The 20,483-nt window shown below is 69.4% G+C and carries 18 protein-coding genes and 1 pseudogene; all 19 read left to right on the top strand.

What is annotated here, in order from left to right; all coding sequences use genetic code 11:
* The first annotated feature begins 2 nt into the window (after positions 1–2).
* The gene (locus LXB15_RS18425) at positions 3–428 is read left to right on the top strand and encodes a hypothetical protein (RefSeq protein ID WP_233949821.1); all 426 of its coding nucleotides are present in this window, start codon (positions 3–5) and stop codon (positions 426–428) included.
* Between the two features lie 195 nt (positions 429–623).
* Complete coding sequence (locus tag LXB15_RS18420) at positions 624–3,488, top strand: [protein-PII] uridylyltransferase (protein WP_233949820.1); 2,865 nt, start codon at positions 624–626, stop codon at positions 3,486–3,488.
* The gene (gene murJ, locus LXB15_RS18415; protein ID WP_233949819.1) at positions 3,485–5,125 is read left to right on the top strand and encodes a murein biosynthesis integral membrane protein MurJ; all 1,641 of its coding nucleotides are present in this window, start codon (positions 3,485–3,487) and stop codon (positions 5,123–5,125) included. Before LXB15_RS18420 ends, murJ begins: the two co-directional genes overlap by 4 nt.
* A gap of 71 nt (positions 5,126–5,196) precedes the next feature.
* Positions 5,197–6,264 (top strand): tryptophan--tRNA ligase, encoded by a 1,068-nt coding sequence (trpS, locus tag LXB15_RS18410; protein ID WP_233949818.1) that lies wholly within the window; start codon positions 5,197–5,199, stop codon positions 6,262–6,264.
* A 124-nt stretch (positions 6,265–6,388) separates the two neighbouring features.
* Positions 6,389–6,880, top strand: coding sequence for a universal stress protein (locus LXB15_RS18405; protein ID WP_233949817.1), 492 nt, complete (start codon positions 6,389–6,391; stop codon positions 6,878–6,880).
* A gap of 101 nt (positions 6,881–6,981) precedes the next feature.
* On the top strand, positions 6,982–7,557 hold the full coding sequence (locus LXB15_RS18400; protein WP_233949816.1) for a NifU family protein: 576 nt from the start codon (positions 6,982–6,984) through the stop codon (positions 7,555–7,557).
* 85 nt (positions 7,558–7,642) lie between these two features.
* A complete protein-coding gene (gene tsaB, locus LXB15_RS18395) occupies positions 7,643–8,356 on the top strand; it encodes a tRNA (adenosine(37)-N6)-threonylcarbamoyltransferase complex dimerization subunit type 1 TsaB (protein ID WP_233949815.1) in 714 nt (237 codons plus the stop codon).
* A 75-nt stretch (positions 8,357–8,431) separates the two neighbouring features.
* A complete protein-coding gene (locus tag LXB15_RS18390) occupies positions 8,432–8,956 on the top strand; it encodes a GNAT family N-acetyltransferase (protein WP_233949814.1) in 525 nt (174 codons plus the stop codon).
* A 49-nt stretch (positions 8,957–9,005) separates the two neighbouring features.
* Entirely contained in the window at positions 9,006–9,878 is an 873-nt protein-coding gene (locus LXB15_RS18385) for a 1-acyl-sn-glycerol-3-phosphate acyltransferase (protein WP_233949813.1), read from the top strand.
* Between the two features lie 48 nt (positions 9,879–9,926).
* The gene (gene miaB / locus LXB15_RS18380) at positions 9,927–11,339 is read left to right on the top strand and encodes a tRNA (N6-isopentenyl adenosine(37)-C2)-methylthiotransferase MiaB (protein WP_233949812.1); all 1,413 of its coding nucleotides are present in this window, start codon (positions 9,927–9,929) and stop codon (positions 11,337–11,339) included.
* A gap of 41 nt (positions 11,340–11,380) precedes the next feature.
* Positions 11,381–12,379 carry a PhoH family protein gene (locus tag LXB15_RS18375; RefSeq protein WP_233953241.1) on the top strand — a complete coding sequence of 333 codons (999 nt, stop codon included), beginning with the start codon at positions 11,381–11,383 and terminating at the stop codon, positions 12,377–12,379.
* Complete coding sequence (gene ybeY, locus LXB15_RS18370) at positions 12,380–12,922, top strand: rRNA maturation RNase YbeY (protein ID WP_233949811.1); 543 nt, start codon at positions 12,380–12,382, stop codon at positions 12,920–12,922.
* Positions 12,919–14,007 carry a hemolysin family protein gene (locus LXB15_RS18365; protein WP_370640130.1) on the top strand — a complete coding sequence of 363 codons (1,089 nt, stop codon included), beginning with the start codon at positions 12,919–12,921 and terminating at the stop codon, positions 14,005–14,007. Before ybeY ends, LXB15_RS18365 begins: the two co-directional genes overlap by 4 nt.
* A gap of 135 nt (positions 14,008–14,142) precedes the next feature.
* Positions 14,143–15,846: an apolipoprotein N-acyltransferase gene (lnt, locus tag LXB15_RS18360; RefSeq protein ID WP_233949810.1), complete on the top strand. Its 1,704-nt coding sequence runs from the start codon at positions 14,143–14,145 to the stop codon at positions 15,844–15,846.
* A 123-nt stretch (positions 15,847–15,969) separates the two neighbouring features.
* Positions 15,970–16,395, top strand: coding sequence for a helix-turn-helix domain-containing protein (locus LXB15_RS18355; RefSeq protein WP_233953239.1), 426 nt, complete (start codon positions 15,970–15,972; stop codon positions 16,393–16,395).
* Between the two features lie 155 nt (positions 16,396–16,550).
* Entirely contained in the window at positions 16,551–17,264 is a 714-nt protein-coding gene (locus LXB15_RS18350; RefSeq protein ID WP_233949809.1) for a tRNA (guanosine(46)-N(7))-methyltransferase TrmB, read from the top strand.
* 251 nt (positions 17,265–17,515) lie between these two features.
* Positions 17,516–18,133: a ribosome maturation factor RimP gene (gene rimP / locus LXB15_RS18345; protein ID WP_233949808.1), complete on the top strand. Its 618-nt coding sequence runs from the start codon at positions 17,516–17,518 to the stop codon at positions 18,131–18,133.
* Positions 18,134–18,230: 97 nt separating this feature from the next.
* The gene (gene nusA / locus LXB15_RS18340; protein ID WP_233949807.1) at positions 18,231–19,841 is read left to right on the top strand and encodes a transcription termination factor NusA; all 1,611 of its coding nucleotides are present in this window, start codon (positions 18,231–18,233) and stop codon (positions 19,839–19,841) included.
* 8 nt (positions 19,842–19,849) lie between these two features.
* A pseudogene (locus LXB15_RS18335) lies at positions 19,850–20,479 on the top strand (RNA-binding protein); the annotation flags it as partial.
* Positions 20,480–20,483 lie beyond the last annotated feature (4 nt).

Here is a 20,483-nt window from a genome sequence, read left to right as displayed (position 1 = left end):
ACATGAAGAATACCGCTCTTATCTCCGCCATGCTGCTCGGCGCCTCGACCTTCGCGATGCCGGTCTTCGCCCAGTCCGCTGCCCCGGACGTGCCGGGCTCGGAAACCGTCATCGAGGAAAACAACGCTGCCGAGCGTGACGCCGTGGCTGCCCAGCCGGGCAATTCCTCGGCCGAGACCGGCGCGACCTCGGCATCCGAGACGATCGTCCCCGGCAACGACGCGCAGCGCGAGATGAACCGCGCCGAGGAGCGTGACGATGTCGCCGCTGGCACCGACGCCAACACCACGAGCGCGACCTCTGACGAAGCCCCGGGCATGAAGCCGATCGTTCCGGGTTCCGGCGCGACCTTCTCGCCGGGCGCCGAGCCGGAGGGCCAGGAGGCCGACGCCCTTCAGGACGACTCCTCGACCGAGGCGACCCAGTAACACTGGCAGCTACGCCCGCCGTCGCTTGCGACGGCACAGACAGGATGGGCCGCTCCGCTGGAGCGGCCCATTTTTGCGTCGGATGTCCTCTCCCGGTGCTTTGAGGACAGATGGCGTTGCGGGCAAGCCATGTCGCATGCGGCCGCCGAGTGGGCTATAGGCTGCGGCACGTGCACTCCTGATCTGGGAACGTGAATGTCGTTGACCGAGGCGAGAGCTCTTCCCGCCAAGCATCCGGTTCCGGCGGAGGTCGACGAAGTCGATCTCGCCGGCATCCTCGATGTCGAGACGCTGCGCGCCGCGCTCGGCGCCATCGCCGCCGGCGACGGCGCGGCCGGCGCTTCGCCTGCGGCCCGGCGCGAGATCCTCGCGCTCCTGAAGCAGACTGTCGCGGATGCCCGTTCGGCCATCGAGGAAGCGCTGTTTGCGGACGGCAGCGGCCTGCTCTGCGCTCGCCGCCTCGCCGCGGTCCAGGATGTCGTGGTCCGCGAGATCCACGACTACGCGATCCGGCACGTGTTCCAGACGTCCAATCTCAGCGCGGGAGAGCGGATGGCGGTCGTGGCGGTCGGCGGTTACGGCCGCGGAACCCTCGCCCCCGGCTCCGACATCGACCTGTTGTTCGTGCTGCCCTACAAGCAGACGGCGCTCGGGGAGCAGGTAGCGGAGTACCTGCTCTACATGCTGTGGGACATGGGCTTCAAGGTCGGCCACGCCTCGCGCACTGTCGACGAGTGCATCAAGCTGGCGCGCGCCGACTTCACCATCCGCACCTCGATCCTGGAACGCTGGCTGGTCGCCGGCGACGTGGACCTGTTTGCCGAACTGGGGAAGCGGTTCGACGCCGAAGTCGTCGCCGGCACCAGCGAGGAATTCATCGCCGCCAAGCTCGCCGAGCGCGAGGCCCGCCATGCCAAGAGCGGCAATACCCGCTATCTGGTCGAGCCGAACGTCAAGGAAGGCAAGGGCGGGCTGCGCGACCTGCACACGCTGTTCTGGATCGCCAAGTACCACTACCGGGTCACCACCACGGAGGCGCTGGTCGAGGCGGGGGTGTTCTCGCGGCGCGAATGGCGGCTGTTCGCCAAGGCGGAGGACTTCCTCTGGGCGGTGCGCTGCCACATGCACTTCGCCACCGGCAAGGCCGAGGAGCGGCTGTCCTTCGACCTGCAGCCGGAGATCGCCAAGCGCCTCGGCTACAACACCCATCCGGGCTTGAAGGACGTCGAGCGCTTCATGAAGCACTACTTCCTGATCGCCAAGGACGTTGGTGATCTGACGCGCATCTTCTGCGCGGCGCTGGAGGAGGAGCACGCCAAGGACGTTCCCGGCCTGAAGGGCTTCGTGCGCAGCCTGCGCGGCCGCGCCCGCAAGATCCCCGGCACGCTCGACTTCCACATCGACAACAACCGCATCAACGTCACCGGGCCGAACGTCTTCCGCGACGATCCGGTCAACCTCATCCGGATCTTCCGCCTCGCGGCGATGCACCAGCTCGAATACCATCCGGACGCGCTGAAGCTGATCCGCCGCTCGCTGCGCCTCGTCGATGCCGCGCTGCGCGAGAATCGCGACGCCAACAGCCTGTTCCTCGACGTCCTCACCGACCGGGTCGATCCGGCGCTGCATCTGGGACGGATGAACGAGGCCGGCGTGCTCGGCCGGTTCATCCCCGATTTCGGCCGCATCGTCGCGATGATGCAGTTCAACATGTACCACCACTACACGGTGGACGAGCATCTGCTGCGGACGATCGGCACGCTGTCGAAGATCGAGCACGGCCATCTCTCCGACGAGCTGCCGCTGTCGACCGGCTTCATGACGACGCTGAAGGACCGCACGCCGCTCTACGTCGCGCTGCTCCTGCACGACATCGCCAAGGGCCGGCCGGCGGACCACTCAGTCGCCGGCGCCAGGATCGCCCGTGAGCTCTGCCCGCGGCTCGGCCTCGACGAGCGCGAGACCGACCTGGTGGCCTGGCTGGTCGAGGACCACCTGCTGATGTCGATGACCGCGCAGCAGCGCGACCTCACCGACCGCAAGACCATTCTCGACTTCGCCGAGAAGGTCCGCACGCTCGACCGGCTGAAACTCCTCACCGTGCTGACCGTCTGCGACATCCGGGCGGTCGGCCCGGGCGTGTGGAACGGCTGGAAGGGACAGCTGCTGCGCACGCTCTACCTGGAGACCGAGCCGACGCTCACCGGCGGCTTCACCCAGTCGTCGCGCAGCGAGCGGCTCGCGCGCGCCCGCCTGCGCCTCGCCGAGCGGCTGTCCTCATGGCCGGACGCCGGACGCGAGGCCTATCTCGACCTGCATTATCCCAATTATTTCCTCACCACGCCGCTCGAGGACCAGCTGCGCCACGCCGACTTCGTCCGCGCGGCGTCGGACGGCCGGCCGCTCTCGACGGCGGTGCGCACCGACCGCTTCCACGGCATCACCGAGATCATGGTGCTGGCCCCCGACCATCCGCGGCTGCTGTCGCTGCTGGCCGGCGCCTGCGCCGGTGCCGGCGCCAACATCGCCGACGCGCAGATCTTCACCATGTCGGACGGGCGGGCCCTCGACGTCATGCTGCTGAACCGCGAGTTCGAGTCCGACGACGACGAACTGCGCCGCGCCGAGCGGATCTGCGACAACATCGAGCGCCTGCTGCAGGGGCGCGAGGTGCCGGCCAACCTGCTCGCCCACCGCAAGCCGTCGCGGGGCACGCGGCTGTTCAGCCTGCCGCCGCGGATCCGCATCGACAACGACCTGTCGAACCAGTTCACCGTCATCGAGGTCGAGGGGCTGGACCGGCCCGGCCTGTTGTCGGACATCACCGGCGCCATCTCCGATCTCAACCTGGACATTCGCTCGGCCCACATCTCCACCTATGGCGAGAAGGTGGTCGACGTCTTCTACGTGACCGACCTGATCGGCACCAAGATCACCTCCGAGACCCGCGCCGAGCGAATCGAGGCACGGCTGAAGGCGGTATTCGACAATCCCGAGGGTGAGGTCTCCTCGCTGGTCACCATGTCCTCGCCGCGCGCCTTCGGCATGCCCGCCCGATGAGCCTTCTTTCCAAGTTTGCGACGGTCGGCGGCGCGACGCTGGTCTCCCGGATCTTCGGCTTCGGCCGCGAGATGATGATGGCTTCGGCGCTCGGCGTCGGGCCGGTCGCGGACGCGTTCAACCTCGCCTTCCGCTTCCCCAACCTGTTCCGCCGGCTGTTCGCCGAGGGCGCCTTCAACGCCGCCTTCATCCCGCTCTTCGCGCGCTCGCTGGAGGAGGAGGGCGAAACCGGCGCCAGAGGGTTTGCCAGCGAAGTCTATTCCACCCTTTTCACGGTGCTGGTGACGCTGACCGTCGTCGCGATGATCTTCATGCCGTTCCTGGTGAAGACCATCATCGCGCCCGGCCTTGCCGTCTGCATCGACGATCCCGCCGCCGGCGGCGACGTCCTGTCCTGCGCGGCGCGCTACGACCTGACGGTCACGCTGTCGCGCATCATGTTTCCCTATCTCGCCTGCATGTCGCTGATGGCGATGGTCAGCGGCATCCTCAACGCCTTCCGGCGCTTCTTTGCCGCCGCCGCGGCGCCGACGCTGCTGAACTTCGTGCTGATCGGGGTTCTCGTCTGGTGCCAGTACGCCGGGGCCGACAAGGCGACGATAGGCTTCCTGATGAGCTGGGGCGTGCTGTTCGCGGGCTTCGCCCAGCTGGCGATGGTCGTCGTTGCCATGCGCATGGCCGGCTTCGGCGTCGCGCTCCGACGGCCGCGCTGGACCAGGGGGCTGAAGCGGCTGCTGGTGCTGGCCGGCCCCGCCGCGCTGATCGGCGGCATCACCCAGATCAACCTGTTCGTCGGCCAGGCCGTCGCCTCGTTCAAGCCGGGGGCGGTGTCGATCCTGCAATATGCCGACCGGCCGTACCAGCTGCCGCTCGGCATGGTCGGCATCGCCATCGGCGTGGTGCTGCTGCCGGAGCTCGCCCGTGCCTTGAAGGCCGGGCATCTGCGCGAGGCCCAGCACACCCAGAACCGAAGTCTGGAATTCGCGCTGTTCCTGACGCTGCCGGCGGCCGTCGCCCTGTTCATCATTCCCGAGCCGATCATCCGGGTGATCTACGAGCGCGGTGCCTTCGATCCCACCGCGACGCCTGCCGTCGCCGCCGTGCTCGGCATCTTCGCCCTCGGCCTTCCGGCCTTCGTCATGATCAAGGTCTTCTCGCCCGGCTATTTCGCCCGCGAGAACACGCGGACGCCGATGTACGTGACGCTGTTCTCGGCCGGGGTGAACATCGCTTTGTCGCTGGCGCTGTTTCCCCTGCTCGCCGAGCAGGGCATCGCCTGGGCGACCACCATCGCCGGCTGGCTGAACGCCGGGCTGCTCTTCGCCGGGCTCTACCGCAAGGGCCTGTGGGAGGTCGACCGGCAGCTGGTCAGGCGGGCGACCCTGACGCTTCTCTGTTCGCTGGCGATGGGTGCCGCGCTCGTCGGCGCGATGCTGGAGCTGGACGACTGGCTGCGGCCGGAAAGCCCGCTGACGACGCAGATCCTGGCGATCGGCATCCTCGTCGCCTCGGCCATGGCGATCTATTTCGGCCTGGCGCTGGCCACCGGCGCCGCAGACCGCCGGCTGCTTTTCGCGGTGCTGAAGCGGCGCCGGCCGTCGACGCCCGCCCGCGGCCCCGATGAAGGCAGCGCTTGATCGATGCCGGCCCCTCGGCCATAACCCGCCGCGATTTCACCCTTGATGTCCGACCCCCGGAGCCGCGACCCATGAGCGCCATTTCTCCCCGCGTGTTTTCCGGCGTGCAGCCGACGGGCAATTTGCATCTCGGCAACTATCTCGGCGCGATCCGCAAGTTCGTCGCCCTGCAGGAGAGCCACGACTGCCTCTATTGCGTCGTCGATCTCCACGCGATCACCGCGCAGCTCGTGCATGACGACCTGCCGGGCCAGATCCGCTCGATCACCGCGGCCTTCCTTGCCGCCGGCATCGATCCGGCGCGCCACATCGTCTTCAACCAGAGCCGGGTGTCCGGCCATGCAGAGCTGGCCTGGATCTTCAACTGCGTCGCGCGCATCGGCTGGATGAACCGCATGACCCAGTTCAAGGAGAAGGCCGGCAAGGACCGCGAGAACGCCTCGCTCGGCCTGCTCGCCTATCCGAGCCTGATGGCCGCCGACATCCTGCTCTACCGCGCCACCCACGTGCCGGTCGGCGACGACCAGAAGCAGCATCTGGAGCTGACCCGCGACATCGCCGCGAAGTTCAACAACGACTTCTCGGCAAGGATCGAGGCGGCGGGGCTCGGCGAGCCGATGGCGATGGGCGACGCGACCGTGACCGGCTATTTCCCGATCACCGAGCCGCTGATCGAGGGGCCGGCGACGCGGGTGATGAGCCTCAAGGACGGCGCCAAGAAAATGTCGAAGTCCGACCCCTCGGACCTCTCGCGCATCAACCTGACGGACGATGCCGAGGCCATCGCCCGCAAGATCCGCAAGGCCAAGACCGATCCCGACGCGCTGCCGTCCGAGCCGGAGGGGCTCGCCGGCCGGCCGGAGGCGGACAATCTCGTCGGCATCTACGCTGCGCTCGCCGAGCGGCCGAAGGCCGAGATCCTCGCCGAGTTCGGCGGCCGGCAATTCTCCGAGTTCAAGCCGGCGCTGGTCGATCTGGCGGTCGAGACGCTCGGGCCCGTGACCTCCGAGATGCGCCGCCTGATGGCCGATCCCGGCCATATCGACGCGGTGCTCCGCAACGGCGGCGAGCGCGCCGGCGCCATCGCCGAGCGGACCATGAAGGACGTCAAGCAGATCATCGGCCTGCTCGACGACTGAAGGCTTGGCAGGCGCGCGGCGCCGGGGCCCGCCCGCCGTCGCCCCGCCACACCGCCGCGGCAAAGTAGGGAGCCGGACAGCGCCGCCGCTTGTCGGCGGGCATCGCCGCTGCCATCTTGCCGGCATGGTATCAAGACGAATTGGCCGGGAAGCCGGCGGCAAGCGCAAGTTTCTTGCGATCATCGACGGCACGCCGGAATGCGGGCGCGCCGCCTCCTATGCGGCGCATCGCGCCAAGGCCAGCGGCGGCGGCGCCGTGCTGCTCTTCGTGATCGAGCCCGGCGATTTCCAGCATTGGCTGGGCGTCGAGAAGATCATGCGGGCCGAGGCCGCCGAGGAGGCGGGCACCAAGCTCGCCAAGGTCGCCGACGAGCTGCGCGAGAAGGTCGGGATCGAGGCCGAGACGGTCGTGCGCGAAGGCAAGATCGTCGAGGAGATCCACGCGCTGATCGAGGCCGACCGCGAGATCGCGATCCTCGTGCTGGCGGCGGGCGACGCGTCGGAGGGACCGGGACCGCTGGTCTCCTCGGTCGCCGGCAAGGGCGCGGCCTTCCCGATCCCGGTGACCATCGTGCCGGCGACGCTGACCGACGAGGATATCGCCAGCCTCTGTTGATGGCGGTTCGCGTACCTTATCTTGCGGTGAGCAGCGCCGCGCTGTAAACTTTAGAACCATTCCAATGAATTCGGCGGCTCCGGTCGCCCAAGGGGCAAGCCATGTTCATCCAGACCGAAGTGACCCCCAACCCGGCGACGCTGAAATTCCTGCCGGGCCGGGTGGTGATCGAGACCGGGACGGAGGAGGTCCTGTCGCAGGCGGACGCCGCCGGCCGCTCGCCGCTGGCCGCCCGGCTGATGGCGGTACCCGGCGTCACCGGCGTGTTCTTCGGCTACGACTTCGTCACCGTCTCCAAGGACGGCCCGGACTGGCAGCACCTGAAGCCGGCGATCCTCGCCGGGCTGATGGAGCATTTCCTGTCGAATGATCCGGTCATGCTGGCGGAAGGCGAGGGCACCGCGGCGCCCGACGGCGAGGAGTTCTTCGAGGAGCGCGACGCCGGCACGGTGGCGACGATCAAGGAACTGCTCGAGACGCGGGTGCGCCCGGCCGTCGCCCAGGACGGCGGCGACATCACCTTCCGCGGCTACCGCGACGGCACGGTCTATCTCAACATGCGCGGCGCCTGCGCCGGCTGCCCGTCCTCGACGGCGACGCTGAAGCACGGCATCCAGAACCTGCTGCGGCATTTCGTGCCGGAGGTCGAGGCGGTCGAGGCGGTGGAAGCCGCCTGAACCGCGAAATCCCGCCCGTGGCCGCTTTCGCCGGCGCCGCGGCGGCGGGCCGCCTCGGGTGCGCCCGGGCCCGAGCGAGCCGCGCGTGACCCAGCTGATCCTCGCCATCGACACCGCCTTCGAGCGCTGCGCCGCCGCCGTCTATGACGCCGACGGCGATGTGCTGCTTGCCGCGGCCGAGCCGGAGATCGGCAAGGGCCACGCCGAGCAGCTGATGGCGGTGATTGCCGGGGTGTTCGACGCGGCGAACGTCACCTATGCCGACCTGGCGCGGATCGGCGTCACCGTCGGCCCGGGCTCGTTCACCGGCATCCGGGTCGGCGTCGCCGGCGCCCGCGGCCTGGCACTGGCCCTCGGCGTTCCGGCCGTCGGTATCGACACGCTCTCCGCCCTTGCCGCGCCCGCCCTCGGCCAGGGCAGGGCGATTCTCGCCACGCTCGACGCCAGGCGCGGCGAGATCTACGCCGCCCTCCATGCCCCGGACGGCGCCGTTCTCGCGGCGCCCCGCGCGCTGCCGCCGGCCGATCTGCCGGACATGCTGGTCCGGCTCGATACGGGCACCCCGCTCGGGCTCGTCGGCACCGGCTCGGCGATCGCCCTCGCCGCTCTGCCGGACCGCAACCCGCTCGTGCTCGGCAGCGATTCCCGCATCGATCTCCACGCGCTGGGAGCGCTCGCCGCACGCGCGGCCGACGCGCCGCCGCGGCCGCTCTATTTGCGCGGCGCCGACGCCAAGCCGCCGAGCGCGGCGGGCTCGATCAGCTTTCGCGCCGCGGCCTCTCCTCAAGCCGTGCCGTGATGGGTTAATCTCGCCGCAAGCTGCGTCCTGCCATGATGGAGCAGACCGGAAAGCGGGCGCAGGGGGAGAAGTTCGATGTACTGGTATTTGCCCTGGGCCTGGACGAGCACGTTTCTGGAAGCGCTGATCCGTACCGGCCCGGTGGTCTGCACGCCGCTCACCGACGACGATCTCGATGCCGCCGCGGAACTGCACAGCGAGGCCTTCGATCACTCCTGGTCGGGCGACGAGCTGGCGTCGCTGCTGAGCCAGGACGGCAGTTTCGGCTTCGTCGCGCGGCGGGTCGGCCATTCCGGCGAGCCGCCCCTCGGCTTCGTGCTCGCCCGCAACACCAAGGGCGAGGCGGAAATCCTCACCATAGCGGTCGCCCCGCGCGCCCGCCGGCACGGCGTCGGGCGGCTGCTGATGGACCATGTTCTGCAGCATCTTCATGCCGAGCGTGCCGATTCGCTGTTCCTCGAGGTGGACGAGGAGAACACTGCCGCGCGGCGGCTGTACGAGCGCCTGCGTTTCGTCGAGGCCGGGCGCCGGCCGGCCTATTACCGCCAGCCGGACGGACGGCGCACCAGCGCGCTGACCCTCAAGCGCTCGCTGCGCTAGGCCGTGCAGGAACACGCCAGGCCATGACGGCGCAGAGAGCCGGCAGCGCATGATCGCCTGGCTGCGGGTCGGGTTCGTCGCCTTCGTGCTGACGACGATGACGCTTCTCCTCTGGCCGCTGCAGAGCCTCGCCATGGCGCGCGGCTGGGACCTAGCGCGGCGCCTGCCGCATCTCTGGCACGTCGTCGGCTGCGCCGTCACCGGCCTCAGGGTGACGGTGGTCGGCCGGCCCAGTCCCGACCACCCGTTGCTGATCGCCGCCAATCACCAGTCCTGGGCCGACATCATGGTGCTCGGCCGGATCATGCCGCTGTCCTTCATCGCCAAGGCGGAAGTTCGGGAGTGGCCTGCCTTCGGGCTGCTCGCCCGGCTGCAGAGCACGGTCTTCGTCGAGCGCGGCGACCGCCGGCGCACCGGCGTGCAGGCCGACGCCATCGCCGAGCGGCTGAACCAGGGCGACGTCATGGTGCTGTTTGCCGAGGGCACGACCTCGGACGGCAACGAGGTGCTGCCGTTCAAGACCGCCTTGTTCGGCGCCGCCCAGGCGGCGCTCCGGCACGCCGAGACCCACGCCGTCCGCGTCCAGCCGGTCTCGATCGCCTACACGCGCGCCCACGGCCTGCCGCTCGGGCGGTACTTCCGCCCGCTCGCCGCCTGGCCGGGCGACGTCCCGCTCGGGCCGCATCTTCTCGCCTTCCTGCGTGAAGGCGCCGTCGAGGCGGAAGTGACGTTCGGCGAACCGCTGCTCTTCGAGGCCGACTCCGACCGCAAGCGCATCGCCCGGGCCGCCGAGGAGCAGGTGAGGCGCATGCTGGTGGCGAGCCTTCGCGGCCACAGATGCACGACGAATCGTGGCGCCGGAGCGAGCGAGGCCGATCTGCGACTTGCGAATGGTGCCGATGCTCGCGATATAGGTATCTAACCAGTTCTGCCGGCACGGCCGGCGGCGACGGTCCGATCAGAAGGGCGCATGACCGAAACCAACGAAGCACCCGTCCCGGTGGGCGCCGGCGTCAATACCCGAAAAGTCTTCATCAAGACCTACGGCTGCCAGATGAACGTCTACGATTCGCAGCGCATGGGCGATGCGCTGGCAAAGGACGGCTACGAGCCGACCGGGACGATCGAGGACGCCGACCTCGTCCTGCTCAACACCTGCCATATCCGCGAGCGCGCCGCCGAGAAGGTCTATTCCGAGCTCGGCCGCATCCGCGCCATCAAGGCCGAGCGCCACAGCCAGGGCCGCGAGTTCCGCGTCGGCGTCACCGGCTGCGTCGCCCAGGCCGAAGGCGGCGAGATCATCCGCCGCGCCCCGGTCGTCGACCTCGTCGTCGGCCCGCAGACCTATCACCGCCTGCCCGAGGCGCTGGCCCGGGTCGCCCGCGGCGACAAGGTGGTCGACACCGACTACGCCGTCGAGGACAAGTTCGACCATCTGCCCCGCACCAGCGACCGCCAGATCCGCGCCCGCGGCGTCACCGCCTTCCTCACCGTCCAGGAGGGCTGCGACAAGTTCTGCACCTTCTGCGTCGTGCCCTACACCCGCGGCTCGGAGGTCTCCCGGCCCTTCGCCGGCATCGTCGAGGAGGCGCGCCGCCTGGCGGACTCCGGCGTCCGCGAGGTCACGCTGCTCGGCCAGAACGTCAATGCCTGGGCGGGCGAGGATGCCGCCGGCCGCCCGGTCGGCCTCGCCGGCCTGCTGCGCGCCCTTGCCGAGATCCCCGGTATCGCGCGGCTGCGCTACACCACCTCGCACCCGCGCGACATGGACGCCGAGCTGATCCGCGCCCATGCCGATCTCGCCAGCCTGATGCCGTATCTGCACCTGCCGGTGCAGTCGGGCTCCGACCGCATCCTCAAGGCGATGAACCGGCGCCATACGGCGGCCGACTATCTGATGCTCATCGAGACGATCCGCGCCGCCCGGCCGGACATCGCGATGTCCGGCGACTTCATCGTCGGCTTCCCCGGCGAGACCGAGGAAGACTTCGACGCCACGATGCGCCTCGTCGTCGAGGTCGGCTACGCCTCCGCCTTCTCGTTCAAGTATTCGCCGCGTCCGGGCACCCCCGGCGCCGACATGGACGATCATGTCGACGAGGCGGTGAAGTCCGAGCGGCTGCAGCGCCTGCAGGCCCTGCTGCGCGTCCAGCAGGACCGCTTCGCCGAAAGCCTCGTCGGGCAAACCATCCCGGTGCTGGTGGAAAAGCCGGGCCGCTACGCCCATCAGCTCGTCGGCCGCTCGCCCTTCCTGCAGCCGGTGGTGCTGCCGGCCGGGGCGGGGGCGATCGGCGAGATCGTCGACGTGACCATCGAATCCACCCTGCCGAACTCGCTGATGGCGGCGGGCGCCGGGATCGAAGCCGGAAGGAAGGTCGCTTGAAGTCAGACCGTGGCACGCTGCCGGTATCCGGCGCCTCCGACATGGCGCATATCGTCCTGACCTACGAGGACAACCGCCTCGCCAGCTCGCTGTTCGGCCAGTTCGACGAGCATCTGGCGCTGCTCGAGCAGAAGCTCGGCGTCGATGCGCGGGCGCGCGGCAACAAGGTCGAGATCCGCGGCACCCAGGCGGCGAGCGAACAGGCCCGCCGGGCCCTCGACCATCTCTACGAGCGCCTGCAGGGCGGCAGCGAGATCGGCCAGAAGGACGTCGACGGCGCCGTGCGCATGGCGATCGCCCAGGACGACCAGCTGATCCTGCCGACGCTGGAGAAGAAGGGCCGCATGTCGCTGGCCCAGATCGCCACCCGTCGCCGCACCATCCACGCCCGCACCCCGACGCAGGACGCCTACATGCGGGCGATGGACCGCGCCGAGCTGGTGCTCGGCGTCGGCCCCGCCGGCACCGGCAAGACCTATCTCGCCGTCGCCCATGCGGCGATGCTGCTGGAGCGCGGCCAGGTCGACCGCATCATCCTGTCGCGGCCGGCGGTGGAGGCGGGCGAACGGCTCGGCTTCCTGCCCGGCGACATGAAGGAGAAGGTCGACCCCTATCTGCGGCCGCTCTACGACGCGCTCTACGACATGATCCCCGCCGAGAAGGTCGAGCGGGCGCTGGCCGCCGGCGCCATCGAGATCGCGCCGCTGGCCTTCATGCGCGGCCGCACCCTCGCCAATGCCGCGGTGATCCTCGACGAGGCGCAGAACACCACCGCGATGCAGATGAAGATGTTCCTCACCCGTCTCGGCGAGAACGCAAGGATGGTGGTGACCGGCGATCCCTCGCAGATCGACCTGCCGCCCGGCCAGAAGTCCGGCCTGGTGGAGGCGCTGCGGGTGCTGGTCGGCGTACCGAACGTCGTCACGGTTCGTTTCGAGGCCAAGGACGTGGTGCGCCATCCGCTGGTGCAGGCGATCGTCGAGGCCTATGAGGAGGATGCGACGCGCCACCGCGCGCCGGCCATCCCGCTGGACAGTTAAGTGCCCGAAGACCGACAACCGCGCTTCTATGACGGACTGACCGTCGCCTTGGCCGTCGAGACACCGGCCTGGGACGAGGCCGGTCTCGGCGACATCGCGTCGCTGGCCCTGGAAGCGTTCGCCGCCGCCGCGCGCCGGATCGGCCTGCCCCTCGACGTCACCAGCGAGATCGGCCTGACGCTGGCCGACGACGCGACGGTGCAGGCGGCCAACGCCGAATGGCGTGGCAAGGACCGTCCGACCAACATCCTGTCCTTCCCGATGGCGCCCGCGGGCTCGCCGCCCGGGCCGCTGCTCGGCGACCTCATCCTCGCCTACGAGACCGTCGCCCGCGAGGCGGCGCTGGAGGGCAAGCCCTTCGCTGCCCACTTCCGACATCTTCTCGTGCATGGCTTCCTGCATCTCGTCGGATACGACCATGTCGACGAGGCCGAGGCCGAGGCGATGGAACGCCTCGAAGTCGAGATCCTTGATGGGCTGGGCGTTGCCAATCCCTATGCCGAAACCGCCGAAGCGCCGGCCATGACGCCGAACCAACCATGAGTGAGACGATGACCATCGAAGCGCACGTGCCTGACCGGGACCGTGGCGACATCCAGGGCGGCGACGTCGCCGACGACCGCAGCCCCGGCGACGACCGAAGTCGGCGCGCCGGGACGCCGGGCCAGCCCGGCGTCTGGGCGCGCGTGCTGCGACGGCTGCGGCCGCGCATGCCCCGCGTCATGCGCGAGGACCTGACGGAGGCGCTGATGCATCCGGGGTCCGGCGAGGACGCGTTCAGCCCGGCCGAGCGGGCGATGCTCAACAACATCCTGCGGCTGCGCGAAGTGCGCGTCGAGGACGTGATGGTGCCGCGGGCCGACATCGAGGCGGCCGAGATCGGCACCACGCTCGGCGAGCTCATGCGGCAGTTCGAGGCGAGCGGCCATTCGCGCATGCCGGTCTACGGCGAGAGCCTCGACGACCCGCGCGGCATGATTCACATCCGCGACGTCGTCGCCCACATCACCCGCGTGGCGCGGCCGGCGCGGCCGGACGGGTCGGCCGGCGGCAACGGCTCGCGCAAGCCGAAGGCCGGGCTCGACCTGCGCCAGATCAACCTCGCCAAGAAGATCGAGGAGCTCGGCATCATCCGCAAGGTGCTGTTCGTGCCGCCCTCGATGCTCGCCTCGGACCTGATGGCGCGGATGCAGGCGACGCGGACGCAGATGGCGCTGGTCATCGACGAATATGGCGGAACGGACGGCCTCGTCTCGCTGGAGGACGTCATCGAGATGGTGGTCGGCAATATTGAGGACGAGCACGACGACGACGCGCCGATGATCACGGCGAGCGGCGACGGCATCTGGGTCGCCGACGCACGGGCCGATCTCGACGAGGTGAAGGCGCTGGTCGGCGAGGACTTCGACATCAGCGAATACGAGGAGGAGGCCGACACGATCGGCGGCCTGCTGTTTTCCGAACTCGGCCGCGTGCCGACACGCGGTGAGGTGATCCAGGCGGTGCCGGGCTTCGAGTTCCAGGTGCTGGATGCCGATCCGCGCCGGGTGCGCCGGGTGCGCATCGTGCGCTTCCGGCAGGGCGACAAGCGCCGCCGCATCGTCGAGGGCCTCGCCAACGCGCCCTGACCGCCGGGCATCGTGACAAACGGACGGCGGCCCTCGAAGGGTTCGCCGTCCGACATCAGTCTCGCGAAAGCGAGTGTCGTTAATGGGCGGGACCGGCATCGTGCATGGGTCGTCGACCTCACATGCGGGGGCAAGTTGAGCGCCATTTCCCGTCATAGCGGCTTTCTGGGCGAGAACCGCCTCGTCGATCGCCTGGCCGCGCGCGTCCTGCTCGTCGAGGGCTGGCGGCGCGCCCTCCTGACTTTCCTTGCCGGCGCGCTCGCGACGCTGGCCCTGCCGCCGTTCAACTTTCCGGCGGTCGGCTTCGTCTCCTTTCCGCTGCTGGTCTGGCTGATCGACGGGGCGGCCGTCGACCCGGCCCGTTCGCTGCCCCGCCGGCTGCTGCCGGTCTTCGCCACCGGCTGGCTGTTCGGCTTCGGCTATTTCGTCGCCGGCCTCTGGTGGCTGGGCGCCGCCATGCTGGTGGACGCCGCCGAGTTCGCCGTGTTCATTCCGCTCGCGGTGCTCGGGCTGCCGGCGATCCTGTCGATCTATTACGGCCTTGCCGCCGTCCTGGCGCGGCTGCTGTGGAGCGACAGCGCCTGGCGCATCTTTGCGCTCGCCGCCGCCTTCGGCCTGGTGGAGTATCTGCGCGGCTTCCTGTTCACCGGCTTTCCCTGGAACGAGATCGGCGTCATGGCGGCGCCGGTGCCGCTGCTGATGCAGACCGCCGGCCTCGTCGGGGTGCACGGGCTGACCCTGCTCGCGGTCGTCGTCTTCTCCGCCCCGGCGGTCCTCGCCGACCGGCGGGGCCGCGCGGCGACGCTCGCGGTGGCGGCCGCGCTGCTGGTCTTTCACCTCGGCTTCGGCGCCTGGCGGCTTGGCACCCACCCGACGGGCTTCGTCGAGGGCGTCAACGTGCGGGTGGTGCAGCCGAATATCGACCAGAGCCTGAAATGGGAGGACAGCCAGGCCGAGACGATCTTCGACCGGCACATCAGGCTCACCGAGACCCGCGCCGAGCCCGACGCGATCACCGGCGCAGCCGCCCGGCCGGCTCCCGGCACAGCCACGGCCGCGCCGTCCGGCGTGAAGGCGACGCGCACCCTGGTGATCTGGCCGGAATCGGCGTTTCCGTTCCTGCTGACCGAGCGTCCCGACGCGATCGCCCGCATCGCCGACACGCTACTGCCGGGCGAGACGCTGATCGCCGGGGCGGCCCGCCTGGAGGGCACCGGCGACGTCAGTTCGCGGGTCTACAATTCGGTCTACGTCATCGACGACAATGGCGAGATCATCGATGCCCGCGACAAGGTGCATCTGGTGCCGTTCGGGGAGTACCTGCCGTTCCAGACGTTCTTCGAAGGCCTCGGCGTGTCGCAGCTCGCCGACATGCCGGGCGGCTTCTCGGCGGGCACGGTGCGCAGCCGGGTGCCGCTTGAGGGTGCGCCGTCCTTTCTGCCGCTGGTCTGCTACGAGATCATCTTTCCCGGCGAGATCGACGCCGGCTCGCCCGATTCCCGCCCCGGCTTCCTGGTCAACGACACCAACGACGCCTGGTACGGCGCGACGCCCGGTCCCTACCAGCATCTGCGGCTTGCCGAGCTGACGTCGGTGGCCTTAGGCCTGCCGCTGGTGCGCAGCGCCAACACCGGCATTTCCGTCGTGAACGATGCCTATGGCCGGCAGATCGGCGGGCTGGCGCTCGGCGCCACCGGCACCGTCGAAGTGGCGCTGCCGGAGGCGGCGGCGCCGACGCCCTACGCGCGGTTCGGCAACGCCACCTACTGGGCCGCCTGGCTTGCCGCCCTTGCGGCAGGGTTGCTTTCCCGGGCGACGATGCGCGTTAAGATTGATTGACAGCCTGGAGCCACACCGCCTAGGCCGGGATTCGAAATTGATTTAAGACAATTTCGGGTTTGCCTGTGACGCATGACGGGCGCCGCCGCAGCGGGTCGCGGAAAAAGGATGAAGGCGCTTCGGATGCTGGAGAACAAGAAGAAGCCGAACCCGGTCGACACGCATGTCGGATCACGGGTTCGCCTCCGCCGGACCATGCTGGGCATGAGCCAGGAAAAGCTCGGCGAGAGCCTCGGCATCACCTTCCAGCAGATCCAGAAATACGAGAAGGGCTCGAACCGCATCGGCGCCAGCCGGCTGCAGCGCATGTCGGAAGTGCTGAACGTCCCGGTCGCCTTCTTCTTCGAGGACGCGCCCGGCGGCATCGACGGCAAGGACGGCTTCGCCGAGCCCTCAGGCCCTGATTACGTCGTCGATTTCCTCTCCTCCACCGAAGGCCTGCAGCTCAACCGCGCCTTCGTGCGCATCGCCGACCCGAAGGTCCGTCGCCGGGTCATCGACCTGGTGCGCACGCTCGCCGACACGGCGGCGGCCGACGACAAGGCCTGAACCGACCGCTGACCGTCGCCGCCGCGCTTGACGTGGCGGCCCCGGGCCGGCAATCCGGCCGCGTCGCCGACCCCACGCGGAGCGGTGACCGGACCGGCCGGCGCGATGGCGCGACCCCCGGGCCGATGCCAACGCCAGCCGGAAGCGCATTCGCCATGGAGAACGATCCGTCCGCCGTCCCGCACCGGGAGCGCGCCCGCGAGGCGTTCTTCGGCCGGCTCCGGGGCCCGCGGCTGCGGCCGGGGCAGGCGATGCTGCTGGAAACGCTGCTGCCGTCGCTGCGGATCGACCTCGACACGCCGCCTCCAGCCGACCTCACCACGCTGATTGCCGCCCCGGTCGAGGCGGTGCACCTGGAGATCGGCTTCGGCGGCGGCGAGCATCTCCTGGCCGGGGCGCTGCGCCGGCCGGATACCGGGTTCATCGGCGTCGAGCCCTTCGTCAACGGCATGGCCAAGCTGCTGTCGGCGATCGCGGAAGCCCCGCCGGCCAATCTGCGCCTTTACGACGACGACGCCACGCGGCTGCTCGACTGGCTTCCCGAGGCCAGCCTCTCGGGCATCGACCTGCTCTATCCCGACCCCTGGCCGAAGAAGAAGCACTTCAAGCGCCGCTTCGTGAACCCGCGCAATCTCGACCGTTTCGCCCGGGTGCTCGCCCCCGGGGCGTCGTTCCGCTTTGCCTCCGACATCGACACCTATGTCGACTGGACGCTGCAGCACTGCCGCGACCATCCCGCCTTCGAATGGACCGCGGCGCGGGCGGCCGACTGGCATTCGCCCTTCGAGGGCTGGCCCGGCACGCGCTACGAGGCCAAGGCGATCCGCGAGGGACGGCGCCCGGCCTATCTCACCTTCCGGCGGATCTGAGCGGGAGGACGCGGGCCGGGCGGTGACGGCGGGCCGGCGGCTGCGACTTGATGCAGGCGCCCGAAGCTAGTATAGGAGGCGAAATTCTCTGCGATGCGATCGTGAGAGTGGGTCCTGCCGGTCCCGCTCTTTTTTGTTTCAGGGACCCCGGTTTGCGCGAAGACGCGCGCCCCGACGGTCCTGCCCGACCGCAGGCAGGAGGACCACCGGTCCGATCCGGCAGAGCCGGACCGCAGCGATTTCGGAGCAACGTGATCACCGCAGATCAGCGCATCGTCAAGGAACAGGGGCTCGAGGCCGCCGTCGCGACAATCGTCGAGCCGGCGATCGAGCAGCTCGGCTACCGCCTGGTGCGGGTCAAGATCTCCGGCCTCAACGGCATGACCGTGCAGATCATGGCCGAGCGGCCGGACGGCACGATGAACGTCGAGGGCTGCGAGGCGGTGTCGCGCGGCATCTCGCCGGTGCTCGACGTCGACGATCCGATCGACAAGCCGTATCATCTGGAGGTCTCCTCGCCGGGGATCGACCGGCCGCTGGTGCGCAAGGGCGACTTCGAGACCTGGGCGGGCTTCCTGATGAAGCTCGAGACGACCCGCCTGGTCAACGACCGCAAGCGCTATCGCGGCAAGATCGTCGGCGTCGGCGACGATGCGATCACGATCGAGCGCGACCAGCCGTCTCCCGGCGAGACGCCGACTGTCGATATTCCGTTCGACGCCATCGGCGAGGCGCGCCTGATCCTCACCGACGACCTCATCGAGGCGTCGCTGAAGGCGGACAAGGCGGCCCGCAAGGCCTCGGGCAGGCCGGAAGAAGACGACGCCGCGGACGACGCCACGGATGACGCGACCGGGCGTCCGCACTGACCGGCGAGAAGCGATTGCGGCGCCTTCGGCCCCGCTGGACCATATGGAGCCGCCGCGCCCGCTGCGCGGCAGGGACCCGAATTCAGGAGAACCGACAATGGCAGTGAGTGCGAACAGGCTTGAGCTTCTGCAGATCGCCGACGCAGTCGCGCGCGAGAAGTCCATCGACCGCGAGATCGTCATCGGCGCCATGGCCGACGCGATCCAGAAGGCGGCGCGCAGCCGCTACGGTCAGGAGACCAACATCCGCGTCGACATCAACACCAAGACCGGCGAGATGCGGCTGCAGCGCCTGCTCGAAGTGGTCGAGGAGGTCGAGGATCCGAACATCCAGATCCATCTCGACCTGGCGCGCGACAAGAACCCCGACGCCGAGCCCGGCGACTTCATCGCCGAGCAGCTGCCGCCGATGGATTTCGGCCGCATCGCCGCGCAGTCGGCCAAGCAGGTGATCGTGCAGAAGGTCCGCGAGGCCGAGCGCGACCGCCAGTACGAGGAATTCCGCGACCGCGTCGGCGAGATCGTCAACGGCACGGTCAAGCGCGTCGAATACGGCAACGTCATCGTCGATCTCGGCCGCGGCGAGGGCATCATCCGCCGCGACGAGCAGATCCCGCGCGAGCTGTTCCGCTATGGCGACCGCGTCCGCGCCTTCGTCTACGACGTCCGCCGCGAGCCCCGCGGCCCGCAGATCTTCCTGTCGCGCACCCATCCGCAGTTCATGGCCAAGCTCTTCACCATGGAAGTGCCGGAGATCTACGACGGCATCATCACCATCAAGGCGGTGGCCCGCGACCCGGGCTCGCGCGCCAAGATCGCGGTGATCTCCAACGATTCCTCGGTCGATCCGGTCGGCGCCTGCGTCGGCATGCGCGGCTCGCGCGTGCAGGCCGTCGTCGGCGAGCTGCAGGGCGAGAAGATCGACATCATCCCCTGGTCGCCGGACGCCGCCTCCTTCCTGGTCAACGCCCTGCAGCCGGCGGAAGTGTCCAAGGTCGTGCTCGACGAGGACGCCGAACGGATTGAAGTCGTCGTCCCGGATGACCAGTTATCATTGGCGATCGGCCGTCGCGGCCAGAACGTCCGGCTGGCCTCGCAGCTGACCGGCTGGGACATCGACATCCTCACCGAGCAGGAAGAATCCGAGCGCCGCCAGAAGGAATTCCAGGAGCGTTCGGAGATCTTCATGAACGCCCTGAATGTCGACGAGATGGTCGCCCAGGTGCTGGCCTCCGAAGGCTTCGCCAGCGTCGAGGAAGTCGCTTATGTCGACCAGGGCGAAGTCGCCTCGATCGAGGGCTTCGACGACGAGACGGCCGGCGAGATCCAGGCGCGGGCTCGCGAATATCTGGAGCAGCGCGAGGCCGAGTTCGACGCGCGGCGTGTGGCGCTGGGCGTCGCCGACGAGCTCAAGGAGATCGACGGGCTGACCACCGAGATGCTGGTGGCGCTCGGCGAGGCGGACATCAAGACGATGGAAGACTTCGCCGGTTGCGCGGCGGACGATCTCATCGGCTGGAGCGAACGCAAGGACGGCGAGACCAAGCGGTTCCCGGGCGCCCTCAGCAAGTTCGAGATCTCCCGCGCCGCGGCCGACCAGATGGTGCTGTCGGCGCGTCTGAAGGCGGGCTGGATCACCCAGGCCGACATCGACGGGCCGCAGGTCGAGGCGGAAGAAGACGCCGAGGCCGAAGAGACGGCGGCCTGACCGGGACGATGGACGACGACGCGGACGCGGCAGGGGAGGCGGAACTGAACGACCGCACCTGCATCGTCTCGCGCAAGGCGCAGTCGCCGGAGGATCTGATCCGCTTCGTGCGCGGACCCGACGGCGCGGTGGTGCCGGACCTGCGGCGCCGGCTGCCCGGGCGCGGCGCCCATGTGGCGCTGAGCAGGGCGGCGGTGGACGAGGCGGTCCGCCGCAAGATGTTCGGCCGGGCGCTGAAGGCCGAGGTGTCGGCGGCCCCGGACCTGGGTCAGATGGTCGACGGTCTGCTGGCGAAGTCGGCGCTCGGTGCGCTGGGTCTCGCCCGCAAGGCAGGCCAGCTGGTCACCGGGGCGACCAAGACCGAGGCGGCGGTCCGCACCGGGCGGGCGCTGCTGCTGGTGCAGGCATCCGATGCCGCGCCCGACGGGTTGCGCAAGCTCGACCAGGCCCGCCGCGCCGCGGCGGCCTCGCGGTCGGAGCCGGCCATCGCCGCCCTGCGTCTGTTTACTGCGGACGAATTGGGTTTGGCTTTGGGCGGCGGGAATGTGATACATGCAGCCATCCTTGCCGGTGACGCGGGCTCGGCTGCGGCGAAGCGCATGGCAGCGCTTGACAAATACCGGGGTGCGAACCCCGGGCCGG

Source organism: Aurantimonas sp. HBX-1 (genome assembly GCF_021391535.1).
Classification (GTDB): Bacteria; Pseudomonadota; Alphaproteobacteria; order Rhizobiales; family Rhizobiaceae; genus Aurantimonas.
The sequence above is the reverse complement of the archived record's forward strand: the minus strand, read 5'-3'. Positions and strand labels throughout refer to the sequence as shown.